General features: G+C 45.0%; 22 protein-coding genes. 12 read left to right on the top strand and 10 right to left on the bottom strand.

Translation table 11 applies throughout. From position 1 onward, the window contains the following. The first annotated feature begins 50 nt into the window (after window positions 1-50). The 3 genes from R7P74_RS01465 (at window position 51) to btuD (ending at window position 2,911) form a co-directional block, all read left to right on the top strand. Window positions 51-1,079: a succinylglutamate desuccinylase gene (locus R7P74_RS01465; protein WP_005377878.1), complete on the top strand. Its 1,029-nt coding sequence runs from the start codon at window positions 51-53 to the stop codon at window positions 1,077-1,079. Between the two features lie 82 nt (window positions 1,080-1,161). After that, window positions 1,162-2,157: a vitamin B12 ABC transporter permease BtuC gene (btuC, locus tag R7P74_RS01460; RefSeq protein ID WP_042521936.1), complete on the top strand. Its 996-nt coding sequence runs from the start codon at window positions 1,162-1,164 to the stop codon at window positions 2,155-2,157. Next, entirely contained in the window at window positions 2,144-2,911 is a 768-nt protein-coding gene (gene btuD / locus R7P74_RS01455; protein WP_318122581.1) for a vitamin B12 ABC transporter ATP-binding protein BtuD, read from the top strand. The genes btuC and btuD overlap by 14 nt, the downstream gene beginning before the upstream one ends. A gap of 69 nt (window positions 2,912-2,980) precedes the next feature. On the opposite strand, the gene R7P74_RS01450 is transcribed toward btuD, so the two are convergent. The 3 genes from R7P74_RS01450 to R7P74_RS01440 form a co-directional block, all read right to left on the bottom strand. Further along, entirely contained in the window at window positions 2,981-3,556 is a 576-nt protein-coding gene (locus R7P74_RS01450) for a nucleoside triphosphate pyrophosphohydrolase family protein (RefSeq protein ID WP_005377875.1), read from the bottom strand. 109 nt (window positions 3,557-3,665) lie between these two features. Continuing rightward, the gene (locus R7P74_RS01445; RefSeq protein ID WP_025766766.1) at window positions 3,666-4,238 is read right to left on the bottom strand and encodes a DUF1415 domain-containing protein; all 573 of its coding nucleotides are present in this window, start codon (window positions 4,236-4,238) and stop codon (window positions 3,666-3,668) included. An 89-nt stretch (window positions 4,239-4,327) separates the two neighbouring features. Beyond that, a complete protein-coding gene (locus R7P74_RS01440) occupies window positions 4,328-5,551 on the bottom strand; it encodes an MFS transporter (protein ID WP_047100700.1) in 1,224 nt (407 codons plus the stop codon). Window positions 5,552-5,657: 106 nt separating this feature from the next. Between R7P74_RS01440 and R7P74_RS01435 the strand changes: the two genes are divergently transcribed. Beyond that, a complete protein-coding gene (locus R7P74_RS01435) occupies window positions 5,658-6,527 on the top strand; it encodes a LysR family transcriptional regulator (protein ID WP_005389786.1) in 870 nt (289 codons plus the stop codon). Window positions 6,528-6,554: 27 nt separating this feature from the next. Here R7P74_RS01435 and R7P74_RS01430 read toward each other — a convergent pair whose 3' ends face one another. Further along, entirely contained in the window at window positions 6,555-6,785 is a 231-nt protein-coding gene (locus R7P74_RS01430; RefSeq protein ID WP_005377871.1) for a glutaredoxin family protein, read from the bottom strand. Between the two features lie 138 nt (window positions 6,786-6,923). Here R7P74_RS01430 and R7P74_RS01425 point away from each other — a divergent pair, with 138 nt between their 5' ends. Both R7P74_RS01425 and rlmF read left to right on the top strand, forming a co-directional pair. After that, on the top strand, window positions 6,924-7,439 hold the full coding sequence (locus tag R7P74_RS01425; protein WP_005377870.1) for a M48 metallopeptidase family protein: 516 nt from the start codon (window positions 6,924-6,926) through the stop codon (window positions 7,437-7,439). Continuing rightward, window positions 7,426-8,553, top strand: a complete 1,128-nt coding sequence (rlmF, locus tag R7P74_RS01420) for a 23S rRNA (adenine(1618)-N(6))-methyltransferase RlmF (RefSeq protein ID WP_115385898.1) — start codon at window positions 7,426-7,428, stop codon at window positions 8,551-8,553. The genes R7P74_RS01425 and rlmF overlap by 14 nt, the downstream gene beginning before the upstream one ends. A gap of 71 nt (window positions 8,554-8,624) precedes the next feature. Here rlmF and R7P74_RS01415 read toward each other — a convergent pair whose 3' ends face one another. The 6 genes from R7P74_RS01415 to R7P74_RS01390 all read right to left on the bottom strand — a co-directional run bounded on the left by R7P74_RS01415 (window position 8,625) and on the right by R7P74_RS01390 (window position 15,153). Then, window positions 8,625-8,945 carry a hypothetical protein gene (locus R7P74_RS01415; protein WP_005397755.1) on the bottom strand — a complete coding sequence of 107 codons (321 nt, stop codon included), beginning with the start codon at window positions 8,943-8,945 and terminating at the stop codon, window positions 8,625-8,627. Window positions 8,946-9,015: 70 nt separating this feature from the next. Continuing rightward, a complete protein-coding gene (locus R7P74_RS01410) occupies window positions 9,016-10,611 on the bottom strand; it encodes a S41 family peptidase (RefSeq protein ID WP_225472828.1) in 1,596 nt (531 codons plus the stop codon). Between the two features lie 364 nt (window positions 10,612-10,975). Continuing rightward, on the bottom strand, window positions 10,976-11,740 hold the full coding sequence (locus tag R7P74_RS01405; protein ID WP_017633951.1) for a hypothetical protein: 765 nt from the start codon (window positions 11,738-11,740) through the stop codon (window positions 10,976-10,978). Window positions 11,741-11,770: 30 nt separating this feature from the next. Continuing rightward, on the bottom strand, window positions 11,771-12,445 hold the full coding sequence (locus R7P74_RS01400) for a GntR family transcriptional regulator (protein WP_005377862.1): 675 nt from the start codon (window positions 12,443-12,445) through the stop codon (window positions 11,771-11,773). 152 nt (window positions 12,446-12,597) lie between these two features. Next, window positions 12,598-14,130, bottom strand: coding sequence for an aldehyde dehydrogenase (NADP(+)) (locus R7P74_RS01395; protein WP_258669631.1), 1,533 nt, complete (start codon window positions 14,128-14,130; stop codon window positions 12,598-12,600). A 21-nt stretch (window positions 14,131-14,151) separates the two neighbouring features. Beyond that, window positions 14,152-15,153 carry a 4-hydroxyproline epimerase gene (locus tag R7P74_RS01390; RefSeq protein WP_318122580.1) on the bottom strand — a complete coding sequence of 334 codons (1,002 nt, stop codon included), beginning with the start codon at window positions 15,151-15,153 and terminating at the stop codon, window positions 14,152-14,154. Between the two features lie 109 nt (window positions 15,154-15,262). Here R7P74_RS01390 and R7P74_RS01385 point away from each other — a divergent pair, with 109 nt between their 5' ends. The 6 genes from R7P74_RS01385 to R7P74_RS01360 all read left to right on the top strand — a co-directional run bounded on the left by R7P74_RS01385 (window position 15,263) and on the right by R7P74_RS01360 (window position 22,220). Continuing rightward, window positions 15,263-16,519 (top strand): NAD(P)/FAD-dependent oxidoreductase, encoded by a 1,257-nt coding sequence (locus R7P74_RS01385; RefSeq protein WP_033905157.1) that lies wholly within the window; start codon window positions 15,263-15,265, stop codon window positions 16,517-16,519. A 123-nt stretch (window positions 16,520-16,642) separates the two neighbouring features. Continuing rightward, window positions 16,643-17,716, top strand: a complete 1,074-nt coding sequence (locus R7P74_RS01380) for a polyamine ABC transporter substrate-binding protein (protein WP_033905158.1) — start codon at window positions 16,643-16,645, stop codon at window positions 17,714-17,716. Window positions 17,717-17,802: 86 nt separating this feature from the next. After that, window positions 17,803-18,777, top strand: a complete 975-nt coding sequence (locus R7P74_RS01375; RefSeq protein WP_005377853.1) for an ornithine cyclodeaminase family protein — start codon at window positions 17,803-17,805, stop codon at window positions 18,775-18,777. A 56-nt stretch (window positions 18,778-18,833) separates the two neighbouring features. Beyond that, complete coding sequence (locus R7P74_RS01370; protein ID WP_005377851.1) at window positions 18,834-19,748, top strand: dihydrodipicolinate synthase family protein; 915 nt, start codon at window positions 18,834-18,836, stop codon at window positions 19,746-19,748. Window positions 19,749-19,821: 73 nt separating this feature from the next. Next, window positions 19,822-20,943: an ABC transporter ATP-binding protein gene (locus R7P74_RS01365; RefSeq protein WP_005377849.1), complete on the top strand. Its 1,122-nt coding sequence runs from the start codon at window positions 19,822-19,824 to the stop codon at window positions 20,941-20,943. Then, window positions 20,940-22,220 carry an ABC transporter permease gene (locus R7P74_RS01360; RefSeq protein WP_318122578.1) on the top strand — a complete coding sequence of 427 codons (1,281 nt, stop codon included), beginning with the start codon at window positions 20,940-20,942 and terminating at the stop codon, window positions 22,218-22,220. Before R7P74_RS01365 ends, R7P74_RS01360 begins: the two co-directional genes overlap by 4 nt.

Raw genomic sequence — 22,220 nt, 5'->3', positions numbered from 1 at the left:
TCCTTTGTACAATTTATTAACATATCCGCCGTGCTATTAAGGAGTAACGCATGACGAAATCTCTCTTTCGCCAATCGTTTTTAACTGACACGTTAGATGTTCATATTGATGTTGCACCAGCGGAGCAGGTGCTTTCTAACGGTGTAAAACTTAAACTCTATCAGCGTGGTGTATTAGAAGTAATCCCTGCGAATTATACTCAGGATACGAAGAACATCATCATCTCTTGTGGGGTTCACGGAGATGAAACCGCACCGATGGAGCTGGTGGATTCCATTATTCAAGACATAGAATCTGGGTTCCAGACGGTCGATACCCGTTGTCTGTTCATTATTGCTCACCCAGAATCCACTCTGGCGCACACGCGATTCCTTGAAGAAAACCTCAACCGTCTGTTTGACGAAAAAGAACACAAACAGACAAAAGAGCTTGTTATCGCCGATACGCTTAAGCTGCTTGTTCGAGATTTTTATCAGGATACCGACCCGACAACACGCTGGCACCTTGATTTACACTGCGCGATTAGAGGCTCGAAGCACTATACGTTTGCAGTAAGTCCTAAGACTCGTCATCCTGTGCGCAGCAAGGCATTGATCGATTTCTTGGACAGTGCACACATTGAAGCTGTGCTCCTGTCAAACTCACCATCGAGTACGTTTAGCTGGTACAGTGCCGAGAACTTTGGTGCGCAGGCTCTCACGATGGAGCTTGGACGCGTGGCTCGTATTGGTGAAAATGACCTCGATAAACTGACCGCGTTTGATTTGTCTTTACGTAATTTGATTGCGGAAACGAAGCCAGAACACCTACCAAAACCATGCATTAAGTATCGCGTAAGTCGCACAATCGTTCGTTTGAACGAAGACTTTGACTTTATGTTCGACGACAATGTTGAAAACTTCACCTCATTTGTTCACGGCGAAGTGTTTGGTCATGATGGCGACAAACCATTAATGGCGAAGAATGAAAACGAAGCGATTGTCTTCCCGAATCGCCACGTCGCAATAGGTCAACGCGCAGCTCTGATGGTTTGTGAAGTGAAAACCCGTTTTGAAGAGGGTGAGTTGGTTTACGATTAATCCAACATTGCTTTGAGAAGTTAATTGCAATTTACCGAGGCTTAACTGTAAGGTTAAGCCTCGTTTGTTTGTATCGGCTGCTATGGATTTTCAACAACTTATCCTGAACAAGGAGCGACGCTGGCAACGTAACCTGATGGTTATGTCGATCGTGCTCGCTGTACTCTCTGCCATTCACTTGATGGTCGGAGAAATTTTTCTTTCTCCTTTTCAATCCTTATCTGCATTTGAACAGAAGTTATTGGTGGACTTGCGTTTACCGAGGTTAGTGTCTGCGGCAATTATTGGTGCTGCGTTAGCGGTATCTGGCGCGACGTTACAAGTGTTGCTTGGGAACGTGTTGGCTGAACCTGGCGTGCTTGGTATCTCTGGTGGCGCAAGCTTAGCAATGGTCTTAATCATGTTCGCGTCACCTGTTCTTCCTACCCCGATTGTTTTTATGTTGGCAGCGATTGCTGGCTCGATGGTATTCACGTTTGTTTTGGTGGCGATAGCAAGGGCAATGCACCTGACGACGGCTCGATTGCTTTTGGTTGGGGTCGCATTGGGTATTTTATCGAGCGCGATTGTGACGTGGGCATTTTACTTTAGTGATGATCTCAGTTTACGCCAACTGATGTATTGGTTAATGGGCAGTATTGGCGGTGCAAGTTGGTATCAACATACCGTTACTTTGGTGATGTTACCGGTGCTTATCTGGTTATGTTGTAAAGGCAAGTCGCTTGATAAATTGATGCTGGGTGAGATTCATGCGACCCAATTGGGTGTCGATGTGCATCAAATGCGTTGGAAACTGATCCTCGCCATTTCTGTTTTGGTGGGTAGTTCAGTCGCTTTGGGTGGCATCATCAGTTTTGTTGGTTTGGTGGTGCCGCACTTGTTGCGTTTGGCTTTTGGTACGGAAAACCGTTATTTATTGCCACTTTCTGCAATATCTGGTGCTGCGTTGCTTGTATTTGCTGACATCGGCGCAAGACTGTTATTGGACTCCGCAGAGTTACCTTTAGGTGTCATGACAACATCGATTGGCGCACCTATTTTCATCTGGATGCTGGTGAAGAGTCATGATGCACGTTAAACATATGTCGGTTGGTAGTCGATTATTGCCTCTTTCTTTTGAATGCAAAGCTGGCGAAATCGTACATGTAGTTGGGCCTAATGGTTCGGGTAAGAGCACTTTATTGGCCGCGATTTCTGGTACTTTAAGTCACCGAGAGGGTATGAGTGGTGAAGTGTACGTTGGCGACAAAAACTTGCTTACTTTACCGTTGTCAGAGCAAGCTCATCTTCGAGGTTATTTGTGTCAGCAATCGCGCCCAGCGTTTAATGTTGATGTGTTTCAGTATCTCGCTTTATCTCTGCCAAGTGGTGCTGAGATTGCGGATATCAAAGTGCGTGATGCCGTCAATATGGTGGTGGAGCTGGTACAACTGCAAGATAAGCTTCATCGCAGTATTCAAACATTATCCGGTGGTGAGTGGCAGCGTGTCCGATTAGCAGGTGTATGTTTGCAGGTGTGGCGTACCATTAATCCTTTTTCGCAGTTTTTAATTTTGGATGAGCCAGCAGCACCGTTAGATATTGCGCAAGAGGGTCTGCTCTATCAATTGATTAACGCTATGGCGGCGCAGGGAATTGGAGTATTGGTTGCTAATCACGATCTCAATCGCACATTAAAGCACGCAGATAAAGTATTGCTGCTTAACAACGGTGTGCTGCACTCATCAGGAAGTGCCGATACTGTGCTAACGGAAGAAGCTCTCGGGGAAGTGTTCAATACTCAAGTCAAAAAGGTCATCGTAGATGAGCAACCTTATTTAATCTTTGATTAGTATTTAGGGACAATAAAAAAACGACCTACTTGAGGTCGTTTTTTTAATCGAGAAAGCCAAACTCAACGCTTACTGAGTTAGCGGTTTTAGATCTGCTGGGCGGTAGTAAACAGATTTGAGTACTTTGCCTTTACGAATGGTTTTACCTTCCGATACGAAATCTTCGGCGCATTTCGCGATGATGTATTCACCTTTCTGCACCGCCATCAACTTGATGCCTTGTTCTGCGTAGAATGCCTCTGTTTCTGAGTACTCTTGCTCGTTACGGCATACTTTGCTCATGTTGCTTGAATGTACTTCATCCCAGCAAGGAATAAACTCGATACCACGGTTTACCGCAACGTTTAATAGAAGATCAATTAAGTAGCTGATCGCCAGGTTGTCTTCTACTTTGCTGTGGCCAAGATGAACGAGACGGCCCATTAATACATACACGCTGTCTACGATGGCATCTGCTTGCTCAGTTTTACAATCTGCTTCTGCCAGCTCTGTTAGCTCTTCGATCGCCAAAGAGGTGTGTAGTGTGTCTGCTTGCGTATCAAGGCTTGCAGCGTCTGCGACTGGTAAGTCGAACGTACTACGGAACTCGGTGATATCACGGTATAAGTGATCAAAAATCTCTTGGGTTAGCTTTGACAGTTGCATTCTAATTTCCATTGAATCGATTGAAGCGGCAATGATACCAAACCGCACTTTGAACCCCAAGGGCATTGCATCTAACTGGTGATAAATCTGCCTTTGGGAATGGTGGTGCTTAACGAAATAGGTAAGGGAACAGCTTTTTACGTTCTTCCTCTGAAAGGGCGGAAACACGAGCGATGTTCGTATCGGGAATGGATTCAGGATCAGGATAGTGTTTTAGTACCTTTTCCATACTCTCTTCGCGAATCAAATGGAAGATCGGGTAAGGAGAACGATTGGTTAGGTTTTCGTCGTCTTCAGGCCTTGCGCCGCCAAAACAGTAATCAGGATGGAAAGTCGCTACTTGGAAAACACCTTCCCAGTTTTGCTGCTTAATTAATCCTTCAACCCAATCTATGCAAAAGTTGTAGTCCCAGAAATCTTGTAGCATGTTGGGAACCACAACCAACGTGGTCTCAAGTTGTTCGGGTTCTGTGTTACTCAGCTCAATCAGCTGCAATAAAATATCTTCTAGAAGCGCTTCTTCTTGAGTCGCTTCACTAACAAAGATTTTGATTTGTTTATTACGTTGCGGCTTGGCAGCAAATGGACAAAGGTTGAGACCGATTACTACATCGTTGAGCCATTGATCGACCTGTTGAGTGATCGCTTCGATATCTGTGTTTTGTGTTGAACGCGTTGACATACGACTTTCTGGTTTTTATTAAAGTAGCGCAAGCATAGCAGAGTTGGTTATCCAAGTAACCAGAGAGGTATTACGCAAATGAGCGTACCTTAGCTACTCTTTAAACTCGCAGCGTCAGGTGTTTGGTCAGTATGCTTTCTTTCGGCAATGTGTTTCAAATACGCAATTGCAGCAAACATCGCTAGGTAGACTGCGCTTCCTCCCATAAGAACACTCGACCAACCACCATGTTGCCAACAATAAAGAAGTAAGAATCCTCCTAAGCTACCGCCTACGTAGTAGTGTACTAAGTAGAGCGCTGTCGCGGTGGCTTTGGCGCGAGTGGCGTTCTGACCGACCCAACCGTAGGCGAGGGTATGAGTAAAGAAGGCACCAAAACTTATCAGCAACAACCCAAATAGCATTGCAGTCAAGCTTTCAACCGCCGCAATCCACATCCCCGCCATGCTCACTATCGCGCCTAAGAACATACCGAGGATTGATGAATAACGTTTACTCCAGTGGCCTGCGCAACGAGAGGAGAAAGTCCCTCCCAAGTAACAAATAAAGATCAGTGAGGCCAACCCGACGGGCACATTGTGAGGTTCACTCACCAGACGGAAACCCATGACGGAGTAAAGGTTGACGAACAAAGCAAAGTTGAGTCCTCCTATCAGCATTGCGAACCACACGCGTTGGTTTTTAAAATGACCAATAAGCGCACGATTTTGATGGCGCAAGCTGCTTGATGACGGGGTGAAGTTGCGCTGTGTTGGCAATAAATAGTGAACGCCAATGACACCAAGAAGAGTGAACACCATCATAACTTCAATGGCGACATCAACACTGAAATTGTCCGCCAATAAGCCGCCGCTAATACGCCCTGCAATACCGCCTAATGAGTTAGCCGCAATGTACGTTCCAATTGCCATCGAGAAAGCGTGCTTGTCGAGCTCTTCTGCCATGTAAGCCACGGCGACTGCAGCAAAAGCTGCGAGCGCGACACCGATCAGTGCTCGACATACCACCAAAAACAGAAATGAGTCACCAAATAGCATCAAAGCGGAAAGGGTAGGAATCGAAAACAGACCAGCCATCATGACTGGCTTTCTTCCCACTGATTCTGACAACACAGCCATTGGAACGAGGCTAAAAGAGAGAGCGAGTGTTGAGGCCGCAAATAACCAGTTCACTTGCGTTTCTGAGATCGTGAAAATTTGAGCAAAAGTGGGCAGCATTGGCTGTAGTAGGTATAAATTTGAAAAAACCAAGAAGGAACCAAGCGCTAGCGAGAGCGTAATGCGTTTGTATTCCGGTGTGCCAAAACTGACCATGAATCCTGCCTAATGTGAGCAAATGGAGAGACTGTGATCAATCTATCAGTTCGTTATAAATTAAAAAAATATATTAAAAATATGGACACCATATATTTTTGATCTAATGGAATCGAAACAACTTAAACATTTTCTGGCGGTCGCTGAACACGGAAACATTACCCATGCGGCGAAAGCCCTGCATATTGCCCAGCCCGCATTAAGCATTTCTATCAAAAAGTTTGAGCAGTCTTTGGGCGTTACCCTATTTCGCCGTGATGATAAAAAAATCAGCTTAACGAAAGAGGGCGAAACGTTATTTGTACATGCTAAGCGGGTGATTCAACAGTTGCACGACGCGCAGCTCGCGATTGATGAGTTGAAAGGTTTAGCGAAAGGCGAAGTAAGACTAGGGACGCCATCAATGATGGGCAGTTATTTCTTTCCACGAATTGTGATGGCGTTTAAAAGCCAATTCCCTGAGTTAAAATTGACCTTGGTCGAAGCTGGAACTCAATCGATTCGTCGTATGCTGCTCAATGGTCAACTCGATATTGGTGTGATCAGTTGTGATAATGTGCCTGATGATCTAGAAACTGACCATTTGTTTACTAGCCAAATGGTCGCAGTTGTTTCACCTGAGCATGAGTTAGCCCAGCGACACGCTCTTACTTTTGATGAGTTCTTTGAACACGATTTGGTTATGTTTCAGCATGGCTATTTTCACCGCGAATTTTTGGATCAGGTGAGTGAGGAGCATGGGTTTACCATGAAGTCATCATTCGAGACCAACTTACTGCCTTTGATTTTGAGTATTGTAAAACAAGAGTTTGCGATTACCGCGTTACTGGAATTGGTGACTCAACATGAGTCGGGCGTTGTTGGCTTACCGTTTGAACCACCAGTGACGCTGGATCTGGCACTTGCTTGGCGCAAGCAGGGGTATTTATCAATAGCAGATCGAACGTTTATCGACTTTATCAAGCGCTACGTTTAAACGCAGCGCAGATTCATCGTCCGAGCACTAGTCGCCTTTGTACATCTTCTCGAAGTTCTTTGGGTTCCAGCCAATCATTACCCGATCACCAATTTTTAAAACTGGCACTGAACGAGCACCAAGCGCATCAAGTTCTTTGCGACCGCGTTGCATCTTAGCATTGCACAAACGATAGTTAATATTTTTCGAATCCAGATAACGTTGAGCATCTTTGCAGTGAGGGCATTTGTCTTTGACGTAAAGGACGACACGTTTCATTGAGTTTCTCTCCATTATCATTGGGAGGCGAAGTTTAACGGCCTTTCACAATAAATGAAAGGCGAAAGCTAAGGTGAAACTGTCCTTTATCTCAGGTATATTGAGCGCCTTTATTTTGTCATAACAGACGTTAATTCTATGCATCCGTCACTTCGATACATTCAAGGCTACCCACAAAACATCGTAGAGCAGGTGAGCTCGTTGATAGCGAGTGGCAAGTTTGTTCCTTGGTTCGAGAAGCGTTATCCCGACAGGCACCAAATCAAAAGCGAAAGGGCGCTCTATGAGTACGCCATGGCAATCAAAAACCGCTACATGAAGAAAGCCGCGCCAATCAGTAAAGTCGTCTACGATAAGAAAATTCACGCGGTAAACAACGCGCTTGGTTTGCACAGTGTAATCAGTAGAAACCATGGCGGTAAGCTGAAGTCGAAAAACGAGATTCGCATTGCCAATGTATTTAAGGATGCGCCCGAGCCACTATTAAGAATGCTGGTGGTACATGAGTTGGCGCATACTCGTGAGAAAAACCACGACAAGGCGTTCTATCAGCTATGTTGCTATATGGAGCCTGAGTATCACCAACTCGAATTTGATGCTCGTTTGTTTATGATTTACCTCGATTTAAAAGCGAATTTGAATGAAGAACAATAATCACAACGCGAAGCAAGCAAAGCCAAAGACTTCAAAGGCGGCTCAGAATAAAGACGCGAATAAAGCCAAGCCGAAGCGTGTTAAAGACAAAGTTGCGCGCAAATCCTCGCAGCCTGCAGGAAAGAGCGAAGTCGAGTTCATAAAAATAGCGAAGAATGGTTTGCATGAGCGTAATGTTCATCGAGGTCGTTACGATTTTAAAAAACTCGTGGAAAGTGAACCACAGTTAAAGCCATTCGTTATCAAAAATCCGAAAGGGGAAGACTCCATAAACTTCTCTGATCCTAACGCTGTTAAAATTCTCAATAAAGCATTGCTTGCTGCGTATTATGGTATCGAGTTCTGGGGCATTCCCGACACCTACCTTTGCCCACCGATTCCGGGCCGCGCTGATTACATTCACCGAGTGGCAGAACTTCTTGATGGTGAAGTAAAAGGTCAGTACGCGCACCAAAAAGTGAAAGCGTTGGACATTGGCGTGGGAGCAAACTGTATTTATCCGATTGTTGGTGTAACAAAATACGGTTGGCACTATACGGGCAGCGATGTCGATCCAAAATCCATCCAATCGGCTCAAACGATCGTAGAGCACAATCGTGTTTTGAAGGGAAAAATTGCACTGGTACAGCAATACAATGATGCCAATATTTATCGAGGTATCATTCAACCGAATGATCGTTATGATGTGACGACATGTAATCCGCCATTCCACCGTTCGGCGGAAGATGCCGCTATGGGCAGCCAGCGTAAAATCGATAATCTAAAAGCAAACCAGCGCAAGAAAGGGCTAAAACCTCAAACCGCACCAGTAAAGACAAGTAAGCCTGCGTTGAATTTTGGCGGTCAAAACGCTGAATTGTGGTGTGAAGGCGGAGAAGCGGCGTTTATCCGAAAAATGGCGAATGAAAGCCAAGCTTTTGCCGCACAGGTCTTGTGGTTTACAACACTTATATCCAAAAAAGACAACGTTCGCCCGATGCGCAAGCAGCTTGAAAAATTGGGTGTGAAAGCCATTCGTGTGGTTGAAATGAGTCAAGGGCAGAAAGTGAGCCGCTTTGTAGCTTGGTCATACATGGATAAGCAACAGCGCAAAGCATGGATTGAACTAAAGTAACGTTGACCGTTTCACACTGAACAATAAAGTAGGAAGCCCGCTGATATCAGCGGGCTTCTATTTTGGGAGATCTAAAACTTAATGATGGGCTCACAATCTAGTGAACTGAGAGAGACAAAAGTATCTGTTTTGGCATAGTACAAGCCACAGGTTTCACCTCTTATCTGCAACGTATATTGGTCTGGAAGATCCGTATAGCTGCCATCCAACAGTTGATTGTTGTTCCCTTTTACTCGTCCTTTTTCAATCAACAAATGCGGTGAGGATTCAAATACGTTATTTGCGATTCTAGGTGCTGGTGTCCCTTGGATTTCTGCGATCGCGTTTTGAATCTCTATGACTGTTTCCGGAGAGTTCTTTTTACTCAATGCTTCAACGGGTTCTTGTGACATAGCTTGGCATCCTATCAAAGAAATCGAAGTGCCTAAGAAAAGCGCAACCCGAATCAGCATTCGTAAAAAGTTAGTTGATCTCAACATGAATTGCCTCTGTTCGTAGCGGAGAGCGAAGATCGCTTAACTCCGGAGATGAAATGTTACGCGGCATGGCGTTGAAACTTGAAGGGGATACTGGCGGACAGGTTCCTGTTTCCATGTAGTTTAGCGCCGCAGAAAGCATACCTTCAGACGGATCGCCTAACGGTTTTGTTAGGTCGTCATTGACCCAGCAACCTTCCACTCTATTGTTTAAGCCTAGCTCGGTATTGATTTGGCTCTTTGGAGTAGGAATAAAACCATCAGCGAAGTCGCCAAATTTTTTCTCGTTCGCCGACTTGAACTGAATAGTGTAGTACATAGTGCCGCAGTTTTGTTCTGGTGAGAACCCATACGGTTTACCTGTGGTTGTTGAGCCTATTTGGATAACCTCCACATCAATGCCGCGCAAAGCGTTGATTAACAGTTCACTTGAGGAAGCCGTGCCTCCTGAAGTCAGTACATATACGCGCTTTTTGTTCAGTGTCGGAAGCACTTGGTCCGAATATTTCTGTGCTGCCCAGTCTATTGCTAGATTCGTAAAGCGATAGATGTTATCCCCATCCTTAATGGTACGCATCACTTTGTCATTGTGAATCAATTCACTGAAGACTCGGTTCTGACCAGCACCGCTTAGCATGTAGCCTACTTGCGAGGACTGAAGGACTAAGCCACCGCCGTTGTAACGTAAATCAACGACGATCTCGTCAACATTCTCTGCTGAGAGCGTACTGAACGCCTCAATAAGCGGGGCTTGAGCGCTTGGTTCAAAGGAGTTGTATTGCAGATAGCCGATCCGCATACCATTGTGTGTAATCACTTTGGCATTTTTAACTGGAGAGGTCATGACATCAGAGGCGGTAAGCGTCACGGTTTTCTCTAGACCGTCAACACTCTCAAATGTGAAGGTGTAATCTTGATTGATGTCAGGGTTAAAGAGCGTTTTGTTAATAAAATCAATGTCGGACTGACTACCGGTGTTAACCACATCAATATTATTGATTTTCAGAAGCTTATCACCACGAGCAATGCCGCTTCTATCAGCTGGCGAGGCTTCTTCAGTGTAGGAAATACGAACGTCTCGAGGTTGTACGCCACGTAGGAATGCCCAGTTAAAACCAAATCCAGCAACTAAACCGGATTGCGATGATTTCATCTCATCTTCATAAGGGACGGTAAAATGGAAGCGATCTTTTGGTTTACCCGTCGCGGTAGTAGCAGAGGTGACCAGCGTATTGAAGTAATCAGTAACAGTTTTGTAGTTTGCTGGATTATTATCAGGAACCTCGTCATACCATAGATACGTTTCGTTAGTAAAAGCTCTTAAAAAGAGTTTTTCGTGTAATGCAGAGCCCAATTTATCTGGATAGGCGGCATAGTTGTCATATGGGTCCAGTCCGACGCGGGGCGTTTCACATTGGTTGATAAACGTTTTCGACGGTTGGCTAAAATCACCGGCTTTCCATGTTGGACCGTTTGCACTGCTAGTGGACGGAGTAGGTGATGAACCATCACCGCCGCCACCGCCACAGCCTTGTAATAATGCGAGAGTGACTGCCGTTGCTAAAGAATACTTAAATTTCACTTTTCTATGTCCTTATAAATAATAGAATTATAATTATGTGTTTTGCTTTTGTTTTTATTAGCCAGGTGAATGTATTAATTTAATTTGTTCGTCTGCAAATTTATAGTTAAATAGTGTGAGGTAAATAACGTAAAAAAGTTGTCTTTTATACTTAAGCTAAATTAGTCATTACTTAAGTTTTCTGTCTATTTCAAAAGAGCTAACAAGACAATTAATAAGTGTGAAATTAAGACAAGTTCTTAGTTGACTAAGCGATGCTTGCTAAATAAAAATCAGAATTAGATTCAGGAAACGCTTTGAATCAATAGTTTGGTAGGGATATATGATGTTATCTGGGGTTTGTTTGATTTATTTGTCTGATGCTTTAACTTAATTTAGTGAGTTGAGCGACGTGCTTTAATAGGCTTCCGTCAATGTTAGGTAAATCATCAGCGAAAAATATCTGAGCACCGGGAGTGCAGCGCATTAATATATTTATTAGTTCACCTTCATTGTTGGAAGTGTTAACTGCGTTAAGTTTCGCTAATTTATTACAAAGCTCGTCCTCTATTTGCACTTTCTGCTCTTCGGTGAGCCTAATGCGACCTATACATACGCCTGGGTTGATATCATGAGAAAGCGAATCTTGTTGAAATCGCTCTTTGAATAAGGTGTCTAATGCCGTACCTTCTTCCATAATAAATCGACGACCAGAACGGTAAAACAAGCCGTCTCCGAAGTTTTCGACATATCCTAGAATTTCCGCGATACGCAAATAGAATCGTAAGCTTGTATCAGAAAGTCCGTAAGTTTGGGCTATCTCTTGCGGTTTAATATCACGAGAAGTCAGCATATAAATAAAATCAAGTAAGTAAGGATGCTCAACGAAAAGGGCGCTCTCTTCATCTGTTAGCATTTGCTCGTTTTGGTGCTGAAGCTCGTTGGCTAAGGTTGCGAGTTCGATGAGATCGGTATTCAGGTAGTTCAGATAAATAAGTACTTTATCCAAACCTAAAGCTGGATTATGTAGGTGGCGTTTAATACTAGATAAAGGGATGCCACTTTTCTCTGACAAGGAATTGTAGCAAAGCCCTTCTTCTTTAATCTTTTGTCGTAGCGCTGCAAGTAAAAACTTTGGTCCAACATTCATCCTTGAATATCACCTTATTCGTTATTCCGTTTACTGGCTGATATTTTGCCTTTCAAGCAGCAGGTTTCGAATCGCTGTGCCTGCTTCTAGAATGTGCTTTTTCAGTAGGTACTTGGCGCCTTCGATATCGCGATTTTGGCACATTTCAAACAAGCTTAAGTGCTCTTCTTCTGCCTTTTTAATGCCTGTAGTAAACAATAGCTGCATGCGTATGTATCGGTCACACTTTGTGTTCAGGTTGTAAATGACGTCCATAGTTTCAGGCATGTTGGCTGGCGCATATAGGGCTTTGTGGAACTCGTAGTTGTAGTTGCTCCATTCTTCTACTTCGTCGCCACTGTTCACTACTGACTCGAAACGTTCGCGAACTTCGCGCGCGCGTTCAAGGTCAGCGTCTGTCATATTTTGAATCGCGCGCTCTAAAATGTGGCATTCCACGACAGCGCGCAGTTCAAATAGCTCATTGATTTTCTCTGGAGATAGCTCAGTGACCGTCGCACCTTTGTGAGGTTCAAAGCTAACGAGTCCTTGTGCTTCCAATTGAACTAACGCTTCACGCACAGGAATTCGGCTAACATTAAACTCTTTTGCTAACGCATCTTGACGTAAAGGTTGACCAGTTTTTAACTCGCCCTTCAAGATCTGAGTTCGAATTGCTTCCTCAACGAGCTGAGTACGCGTTTTAAAAACAGGTTTCTGTGACATTGAAGTCTCCCGTGAAATTAATATTGTATCCAATCCATTTTACTTTAGTAGTTTATTGTTTTTCTGGCACAAACCAACTAGGAAAGAAGGTTTTGAGAAGTAGAGTGAAATAAAAGGCATCAGTTGATGCCTTTTTGAGCCATTTGGTGATTTTATTGGGACACACTGCCATCTATGGCGCGTTGAATACCCAGTGGGTTCGACGCTTTTAATGAATCCGGCAATAAAGATTCTGGTAAAGCTTGATAAGCGACGGGACGCAACCAACGATGAATAGCCTCTGCCCCGACAGATGTTGAGGCAGAATTGGTTGAAGCCGGATATGGTCCACCATGAACCATAGCGTAACCAACCTCGACGCCAGTTGGCCAACCGTTGAATACAAGGCGTCCGGCGATTTCTTCCAAACTTGGAAGCAGTTGCTTGGCTTGTTCTTCGTCTTCAGCGGTAGCGTGAAGGGTTGCGGTGAGCGAGCCAGTCAGTGAATCACTCAGTTTCAACATGTCATCGAAATCTTCACAGATTACGATCAACGATTGAGGACCGAATATTTCTTCTTCCCATTGCGGGTTTTTACGCCAGTTTTTACTGTCCGTCACGAACAGTGCTGGTGCGACATTGGTCACTTCTGCTTGTTCAGAACGAGTTACGTTAATGCCTGTTTCGGAAGCTCGCTTATCCACTTCGGATTCATACGTTTCTCGGATTCCTTGCGTTAGCAAAGTGGCCGTTGATTGTTGTCGAATTAACCCTTGAGCGATTTCGATAAAGGCTTGCGTTTCTGGGCTATTCAAGACAAATACAACGCCTGGTTTTGTACAAAATTGTCCACAGCCCAAAGTCATAGAAGCCACAAACTCTTCAGCCAATGAGGCGTTTGCTCGTATGGCTGAAGGGAGAATAAATGTTGGATTAATCGCCCCTAGTTCACCATAGAAGGGGATTGGCTCTGGTCTTTGCTGAGCTAGATTGAACAGCGCACGGCCACCACCGACGGAACCTGTAAACCCAACCCCTTTAATTTTTGGATGGGTAACGAGTGCTTGGCCAAGTGCGCGTTTGTTGCCTTGCAATAGCGTGAAGATGGCTTGCGGTAAGCACTCTTTCTCAAGTGCAGCCTCAATACACTCTGCAACAAGTTGACTGGTGCCAGGGTGGGCGGTATGGCCTTTTACAATCACAGGACAGCCAGCTGCCAGTGCCGAAGCCGTATCACCACCTGCCGTAGAAAATGCGAGCGGAAAATTAGACGCACCAAACACGGCGACAGGGCCAATTGCGATTTGCTGACGACGAATATCTGGTTTCGGCAGTGGTTGACGGTCTGGGTTTGGCGTATCGAAAATTGCTTGATGGTGATTACCTGATCTCACAACCTCGGCAAATAGTCTTAATTGGCTCGCTGTACGTCCTATTTCACCGCTTAAACGTGCTTCGGGAAGGGCAGTTTCTAAATGAGCACGAGCAACGATTTCTTCACTCTTCACTTCCAATTCAGAGGCGATAGAGCAAAGTAAGCTCGCTCGCTTTGCATTGCTTAGTTGGCGAAACTCACGCGCAACGTTTTGGGCGGCTGAGGCGGCTTGATTAACTTCTTGCTCTCCATGTACCGGAAACGCAATAGGTAGAGGCTCACCAGTAAAGGCGTTGACTGCGTAAAAAGTGGTTGGTTCTTGTGGGTTCATCATTCTTCCTTACTATCCTTATTACTTCACTTCAAATCCGTACGCATATGGGTCTTCATCGTCTACCCATATTGTGTTGTGACCGTATACTTGTGCCCATCCTTCAATACTTGGCAAAATAGCGGCTTTGCCATTCACTTCGGTAATGCCTTCTATACGTCCTTGAAATAGGCTGCCGATGATACTTTCGTGAATAAAGTCTTCTCCTTGATTGAGTTTGCCTCTTGCATGCCATTGCGCCATGCGTGCACTAGTACCCGTACCACATGGCGAGCGATCCAACGCTTTGTCGCCGTAAAACACAGCATTTCGAGCGGTGGCGTTTTCTTGAGTGGGCTCTCCGGTCCATAGCACGTGAGAAACACCGCATACTGTTGGATCTTCTGGATGTACGCACTCAACCGCTCGAGATACCGCTTCGCGAACTTTTGGTGAAAGCATCAAAATTTCATCTGGAGAGTAGTGTTCAAGTCCGGCATAGTTTTCTTGAGGATCGACGATTACGTAATAGTTTCCGCCATAAGCAACATCGACAGTGAGCTCACCTAAGCCCTCTATGTCCACGGTTACGTCTTGGTGGGCAAGGTAAGCTGGTACGTTAAATATCCTCACTGACGTGACATTGTCACCTTTTGTTTGGTAGTGCACTTCGATTTGTCCTGCTGGGACATCAAGTATCAAACGGCCTTCTTTTTTGGGAGTGATAAGGCGATTCTCGATAGCGGTAGTGACGGTTCCAATGGTGCCGTGGCCACACATTGGTAAGCAGCCACTGGTTTCAATAAACAGAATTGAAGCGTCTGCGTTATCGCTGCAAGGAGGCAAGACAACTGACCCCGACATCATTGAGTGTCCGCGAGGCTCAAACATGAGTGCCTGACGAATCCAATCATAATGCTCAAGAAAGTATTGGCGCTTTTCGCTCATGGTATTGCCTTCGAGTGGAGGCACACCGCCTGCGACCAGCCTAACTGGGTTGCCGCAGGTGTGGGCATCAATACAGAAAAAAGTTCCTTGTCTCATTTTTCGCTCCTTGCTGAAAAAATGGTTGAATTAAACAATAGTGATGTTAACATAATGTAAAATATATTGTATACAATCTACGTTTTCAAGTGTGACTCGGAGCATATTTATGTTGGTCAAGGATGAAACAAAAAAGGAAAGGATCGCCGTGATAGGTGCGGGGATTATTGGCTTATCAATTGGATTGAAGTTGCAGCAGCAAGGTTATCAAGTCACAATTTTTGATCCCAATGGCGTGGGGAATGGATGCTCTAAGGGAAATGCAGGTCATATCGCGACTGAGCAAATCTTCCCTCTTGCAACGCCAGCGCTGCTTCCACAATTACCTAAAATGCTGCTAGATCCCAAAAGTCCGGTTTCGATCCGTTGGCAAGATATTCCAAGCACTATCGGGTGGATGATTCGTTTTCTATTACAAACCAAGCCATCAGCCGCGGAGCAGGCAAAAAACGCGATTAAAACTCTTAACGAGCGGTCAGTGGCAAGTTGGCGTGGCGTGCTTGATTCAATCGGAAAAGCGCATCTAATAAAAATGAATGGTTCATTGCTCACTTTTGAAAACGAGAAACTGTTTAAAGACTACCAAAGTACGCTTAACTCACTGGCCAAAAACGGTGTGGCGTATCAAGTTTGGACGCAAGAGGCGATTCGAAAGCGGATACCTGATCTCAGCCATAAGGTTCGTGTCGGCGTCTTTTTTCCCGATACAGGACATACGCTAGACCCTTATCAGATCTGTGTTGAGCTAAGTGAAGCTTTTGAAGCTCTTGGCGGTAAGATTTTACAAAAAGGTGTATCTGCGTTGGAGAAAAATGGTGATGTGTTGGTTGAGTCTCAAACACATTCATTTGACCGAATCATTGTTGCCGCTGGTGTACATTCTAAGCCTTTGATATGGCAGCTAACCGGAGTCAAAGTGCCTATTCAAGCCGAGCGTGGTTATCACCTAATGGTGGATGACAAGCGTGATGTACTGCCATTTCCTATTAGCTCTGCCGATAGAAAATTCATCATGACTCCGATGTCTGGCGGGCTACGCTTGGCAGGCACTGTTGAGTATGCCGATGTAGAATCACCACCCAATATGAAACGTTCAGAAATGCTTTTTCAGTTAGGTGATGAGATGTTTGAATCGGAGTTAAATCCACTCAAGCAAGGAGAAAAGTGGATGGGTAATCGGCCTTCAACAGTCGACTCGTTACCGGTTATTGATAGCATTTGGGATGGAAATGTATTACTGGCATTTGGCCACCAACACCTTGGATTAACTCAAGCGGCGATTACGGCAGATCTCCTTTTAGAGCTTATCGAAGGAAAGCCGACATCGATTGATCTATCACCTTTTTCATTACAACGATTCGCCTGAAAAATTTAATATTAAATATTGTATAAAATATATTAAATGCTAATGTTAACTTGATTTTAACAAAAATGGTGTCCAACAGCCGTACTCGGATGCCTCCAGAAAAACAACCAAAAGGAGTAAAACATGTCACGAATGACCAAAGCACCATTGGCGCTGTTGATTTCAGGAATGCTGTTGGGGGCCTCTGCTTATGCTGAAGACAAATTGACGGTCGTATCTTGGGGTGGTGCATTCACCAAGAGCCAAGTGGAGGCATATCATAAGCCTTTCATTAAAAGAACAGGTGTTGAGATCGTATCCGAGGATTTCAGCGGCGGATTAGCTGAAATTAAAGCACAGGTGGAAGCGAACAACGTGCGCTGGGATTTGGTTTCTCTCGACAAGCCAGACATTGTTCGTGGTTGCGCCGAAGGGTTACTAGAACCAGTGAACCCAAGTATTTTGCCTCCGGGCGCAGATGGAACACCAGCACAAGAGGATTTTATTGATGGTGCGATTCACGAGTGCGCAATCAATACCATCGTAGTGTCCACTGTATTAGCGGTGAACGAAGACGCGTTTAAAGGTAAGGCTTTGCCAAGCAAGTTGACCGATCTTTTTGACCTAAAAACTTTTCCAGGTCGACGTGCATTGCAAAAACAACCTCAGGGCAATCTTGAGTGGGCACTATTGGCTGATGGTGTAAAGCCAGAAGAGGTCTACAGCCTGCTCGAAACCGAAGCGGGGCGTGAGCGTGCTTTTGCTAAGTTGGATACGATCAAATCAGAAGTACTGTGGTGGACAACAGGTGCCCAGCCACCTCAAATGCTTGCAGACAAAGAAGTGGTGATCGCCTCGGCGTTTAACGGCCGAATCCACAATGCCCGTAAGGATGAAGGTCAACCATTTCGGATTATATGGGACCGTCAAATGGGTTACATGAATGGATGGGCGATACCTAAAGGGAGTGAGAACACAAAGCTTGCATTGGACTTCATTGCTTTTTCTTCAGGAACAAAACCATTAGCTGATCAAGCTAAGTACGTTGCCTATGGGCCTACGCGTAAGTCGTCTTCGGCGGAGGTGAACCCAGACATTTTAGCGAACCTTCCTACCGCACCTCAAAACTTCCAAACCGCCTTCCTGATTAACGATGAATGGTGGTCAGACTACGCGGATGAACTCAATGAAGAGTTCAATACCTGGCTGCTTAACTAGGCGTTAATTTGTGTATGGGGTCGAGTTTTCATCCATAAGCGAGGTTCCGTACTTTCCTCAACTGTATTTATGTTTTCGGAGAAATGATGAAAGTCATCGAAGCACAGCAAGTCGCGCAATGTTTAACAATGAAGTCTCTTATTGAAACGATGCGTGAAATGTACTCGCGGCCAGCAACAATACCTCAACGCCGAGTCATGCCCTTAGAAGAGGGAGAATACGAGGCGTTTGCGCTACTTCCAGCTTGGAACCAGGAGTTGATTGCGGTGAAAGCCTTTACGTATTTCCCGCATAACCCTGAGCAAGGCAAAGATACGCTTGCATCTAAGCTGCTTGTTTTTAGACGAAACGATGGTGAGCCGCTCGCACTCGTGGACGGTAAAGTTTTAACGTTTTGGCGCACCGCCGCAGCTTCTGCGTTGGCAGCGGACTATTTGGCGCGTCCCGATGCTGATCGTCTGTTGATCTGCGGAACGGGCAATCTTGCGCCTTATTTTGCGTGGGCATACGCTGCGGTTCGCCCACTTAAGCAGGTTTATATTTGGGGGCGTAACTCAGATAAAGCCGAGGCGACGGTAGATGCCATTGTGTCATCTTCAGAGTATCAGTCGCTTCCTGATGAGCGTCGGTTTCGCGTTTCAGTCGTAGAAAAAGTGGACCACGTTATCAAACACGTTGACATCATCAGCTGTATTACTGCATCAGCAGAGCCTTTGTTTAATGGCGCAGACGTGCAGCCGGGCACCCATATTGATTTGGTCGGTAATCATGACTTGGACAAGCGTGAATGTGACTCCGAAGCAGTGCAACGAGCACAGGTGTATGTTGATAGCCGTATTAATGTATTAGCCGAAGCGGGCGATCTTCTCATTCCAATTCAAGAGGGCGTATTCACGTCAGACGATATCAAAGGGGAATTACCGCAGCTTTGCGCCCAACAAATCTCAGGACGTCAAAACGATGAGGTCATTACTTTATACAAATCAGTTGGCAGTGCTTTGGCTGATTTGGCCGCTGTAAAGGCGGTGTTGTTAGAAAATGGCATAGATAGCCATGTCTGAGCATTTTCGCTCGTTCATTTAAATTGCATACAATATACATATAAGGAAAGTAGTTCATGAAAATTGATTGGAAAGGTGTTTATCCGGCGGTCAGTACGCAATTTCGTCAAGATCAGTCAATTGACTTAGACGCAACGCAAACCGTTATAGACAACCAGATTAAAGATGGTGTGAATGGCATTATCTGCTTGGGTACTGTCGGTGAGAACTGCGCGTTGTACCCGGAGGAGAAACGCCAGGTTTTGCAAGCGGCAAAAGAAGTCGTAAATGGCCGTGTGCCTTTGATTGCTGGTACAGCAGAGTCTATTACCACAGCAGCTGTTGATTACATGCAGGATGCGTACAAAATTGGTATCGATGGTTGTATGGTGATGCCTGCCATGGTTTACCGCACGTCTGAGAGCGAAACGTTCGAATATTACCGCACGCTAGCAGAAGCAACGCCAGAAATGCCAATCATGATTTACAACAACCCGGTTGCTTATGGTGTCGATGTAAACCTCGATATCATGGCGAAACTGGCTGAGTTTGAAAGTATTGTAGCTATCAAAGAGTCGACCACTGATACTCGTCGTATCACCGAGCTTTACAATAAATTTGATGACCGCTTTACCGTGTTCAGTGGTGTTGATGACATCGCTCTTGAATCATTGATGCTAGGTGCGACCGGCTGGATTTCTGGTTTAACCAACGCATTCCCAGAAGAGTCCGTTGCGATTTATAAACTGGCAAGCCAAGGTCGTTATGCTGAAGCGTTAGAGATCTACCGTTGGTTCTTACCCCTACTGCGTTTAGACACCATTCCTACGCTGGTTCAGTGCATAAAATTGGCCGAGCAAGTCTGCGGACGTGGCTCTGAACAAGTTCGTGCGCCACGCCAACTCTTACAAGGTGAAGAGCGTCAACAAGTCATTCAAATGGTTGAACATGCGTTAGAAACCCGCTTAGACCTATCCAAATACAATCTGTAATTGTGCTGTTTAGTAGAGCGTTAACTGACGCTCTACTCATTCGTAATATTCAAAAAATGAGAAGAGGGAAGTCATGAGCACGGAAAACAAGGACTATGTCAGCTTTCAACACGTTAAGAAAACCTACGATGGCACGAATTTGGTGGTGAAAGACTTCAACTTAGATATTACTCCTGGAGAGTTCGTTACTATGTTGGGGCCGTCAGGATCGGGCAAGACCACTTGCTTGATGATGCTAGCAGGCTTTGAAACTGCGACCGGTGGAGACATTTATATCGATGGCGTTCCTGTCAATCATCTCGCGCCGCACAAGCGCGATATTGGTATGGTGTTTCAAAACTATGCGTTGTTTCCACATATGACCATTGCTGAGAATCTTGCGTTTCCTTTAAAGGTGCGAAAACTCGACAGTGACACGATTCAAAGCAAAGTTCAGAGTGTATTAGAAATGGTCGAGCTTGAGCATGTTGCGACTCGATACCCGAAGCAGTTATCAGGTGGTCAACAACAGCGTGTTGCGTTAGCGCGAGCATTAGTGTTTGAGCCTAAACTCGTGTTGATGGATGAACCACTAGGCGCGTTAGATAAGCAGCTGCGTGAGCAAATGCAGATGGAAATTAAACATTTGCATGAAAAGCTTGGCATTACCATTTTGTATGTGACGCACGATCAAGACGAAGCTCTCACTATGTCCGACCGTATTGCGGTTTTTAATCACGGCGAAGTGCAACAACTCGCGACACCAACCGAGCTTTATGAATCTCCGAGTAATACGTTTGTTGCGCAGTTTATCGGAGAAAACAACCAACTCTCAGGTTTAGTCAAAGAGTGGAACGGAAAGTATTGCCAAGTGCTCGTTGGGAAAGAGTTATTTACTGCGAAACCTGTCAGAGTCTCTGAGCAAGGGCAGAGAACAACACTTTCCATTCGACCAGAAAAGATTGTTATTCAACCAGAGAAAGCGTCTTGTGAGAACCAAGTCTCGGGCGTCCTACGAGAATTGATTTATCACGGTGATCATTATCGTCTGGTCGTCGAAGTAGAGAGCGTTGGTCACTTCATCGTTAAAGTACCTAACGATAATCGTAAACACTTGCAGTTAACGCCTGGCTCAATTTGTCGTATTGGTTGGCAAAGTGACGATTGCCATGCTCTTGATGGGACACAAACTCAAAGTAGCGAGGTAGCAGCATGAGTCGAGAGCTAACCGCATTAGATTCTGTATTGGAAATCGAACGCCAAGTTCATGAGCAAGAAACCAATTTGAAAGCGCAGTTGCAAAAGGCCGAGCGCCGAAAAAAGCTTCGCTCCATTATGCTCACAACGCCATTAGTGTGTTTTATTCTGCTTACGTTTGCTTTTCCTATCCTCGACATGCTTTATCGAAGCGTGGATAACCGAGAAATATCCCTGTCACTCCCACAAACTATTCAAGCTTTAGAAAGTTGGGATTATCAAGGTCAGCCTCATCAAGAAGTCATTGAGGCATTCTCTGTTGAGGTACTTGCGCTTTATCAAAGCAAAGAGCTACCGAAAATAGCCAACCGGATGAATATTGAAGAGTCTGGTATGCGCAGTTTACTCATGAAAACCGGCAGAAAGTTGTCTCGGTTGACGTCGCTGCCGATCTCGGTGACACAGCTAGCTAAGCTGGATAAGCGTTGGGCTAATCCTAAATATTGGGCCGCGTTTAAGAATCTTAGTGGCGCATTAACATTCAGTCATTATCTTGCAGCGCTAGACTTGCAAGTGAATGAGTTTGGAGACATTGAACCCCAACCAGAAAAACGCCAAATATACGTCGACCTTTTCTTTAAAACTTTTTGGATGTCTATTTCAATCACCTTAATTTGTTTGGTGATGGCGTACCCCGTTGCTTACCTGCTTGCCAATTTACCTGATAAGCGCGCGAACTTACTTTTAATTATTGTGCTGCTGCCATTTTGGACATCATTGTTAGTCAGAACCACGTCTTGGATTGTTCTGCTGCAAAACCAAGGGGTCATTAATGATCTCCTTATTTGGTCGGGTTTTACTTCTGAGCGAATTCAGATGATTCACAATACCTTCGGAACGGTGGTGTCTATGGTTCACATTCTGTTGCCGTTTATGATCCTGCCTCTGTATAGCGTAATGAAAGGAATTAGCCCAACTTATTTCCGTGCCGCTCGTTCTCTAGGCGCGACGCCTTTCATTGCGTTCATCAAAGTTTATATGCCGCTTACGTTACCGGGTATAGGTGCGGGGGCCTTGCTTACTTTCATTCTTTCTATTGGCTTCTACATTACGCCCGCTTTGGTTGGTGGAAGAAGCGGACAGATGATCTCCAATATGATTGCCTATCATATGCAGACATCACTGAACTGGGGGATGGCTGGCGCATTGGGTGGACTGCTTTTGTTCGTTGTACTGGTTCTGTTTTATATGTTCAACCGTGTGCTTGGCATTAACAACCTTAAGGTAGGGGGATAA

Source organism: Vibrio sp. 2033, from assembly GCF_033339735.1.
Note: the sequence above shows the minus strand (reverse complement) of the source record. Positions and strands in the feature narration are given on the sequence as shown.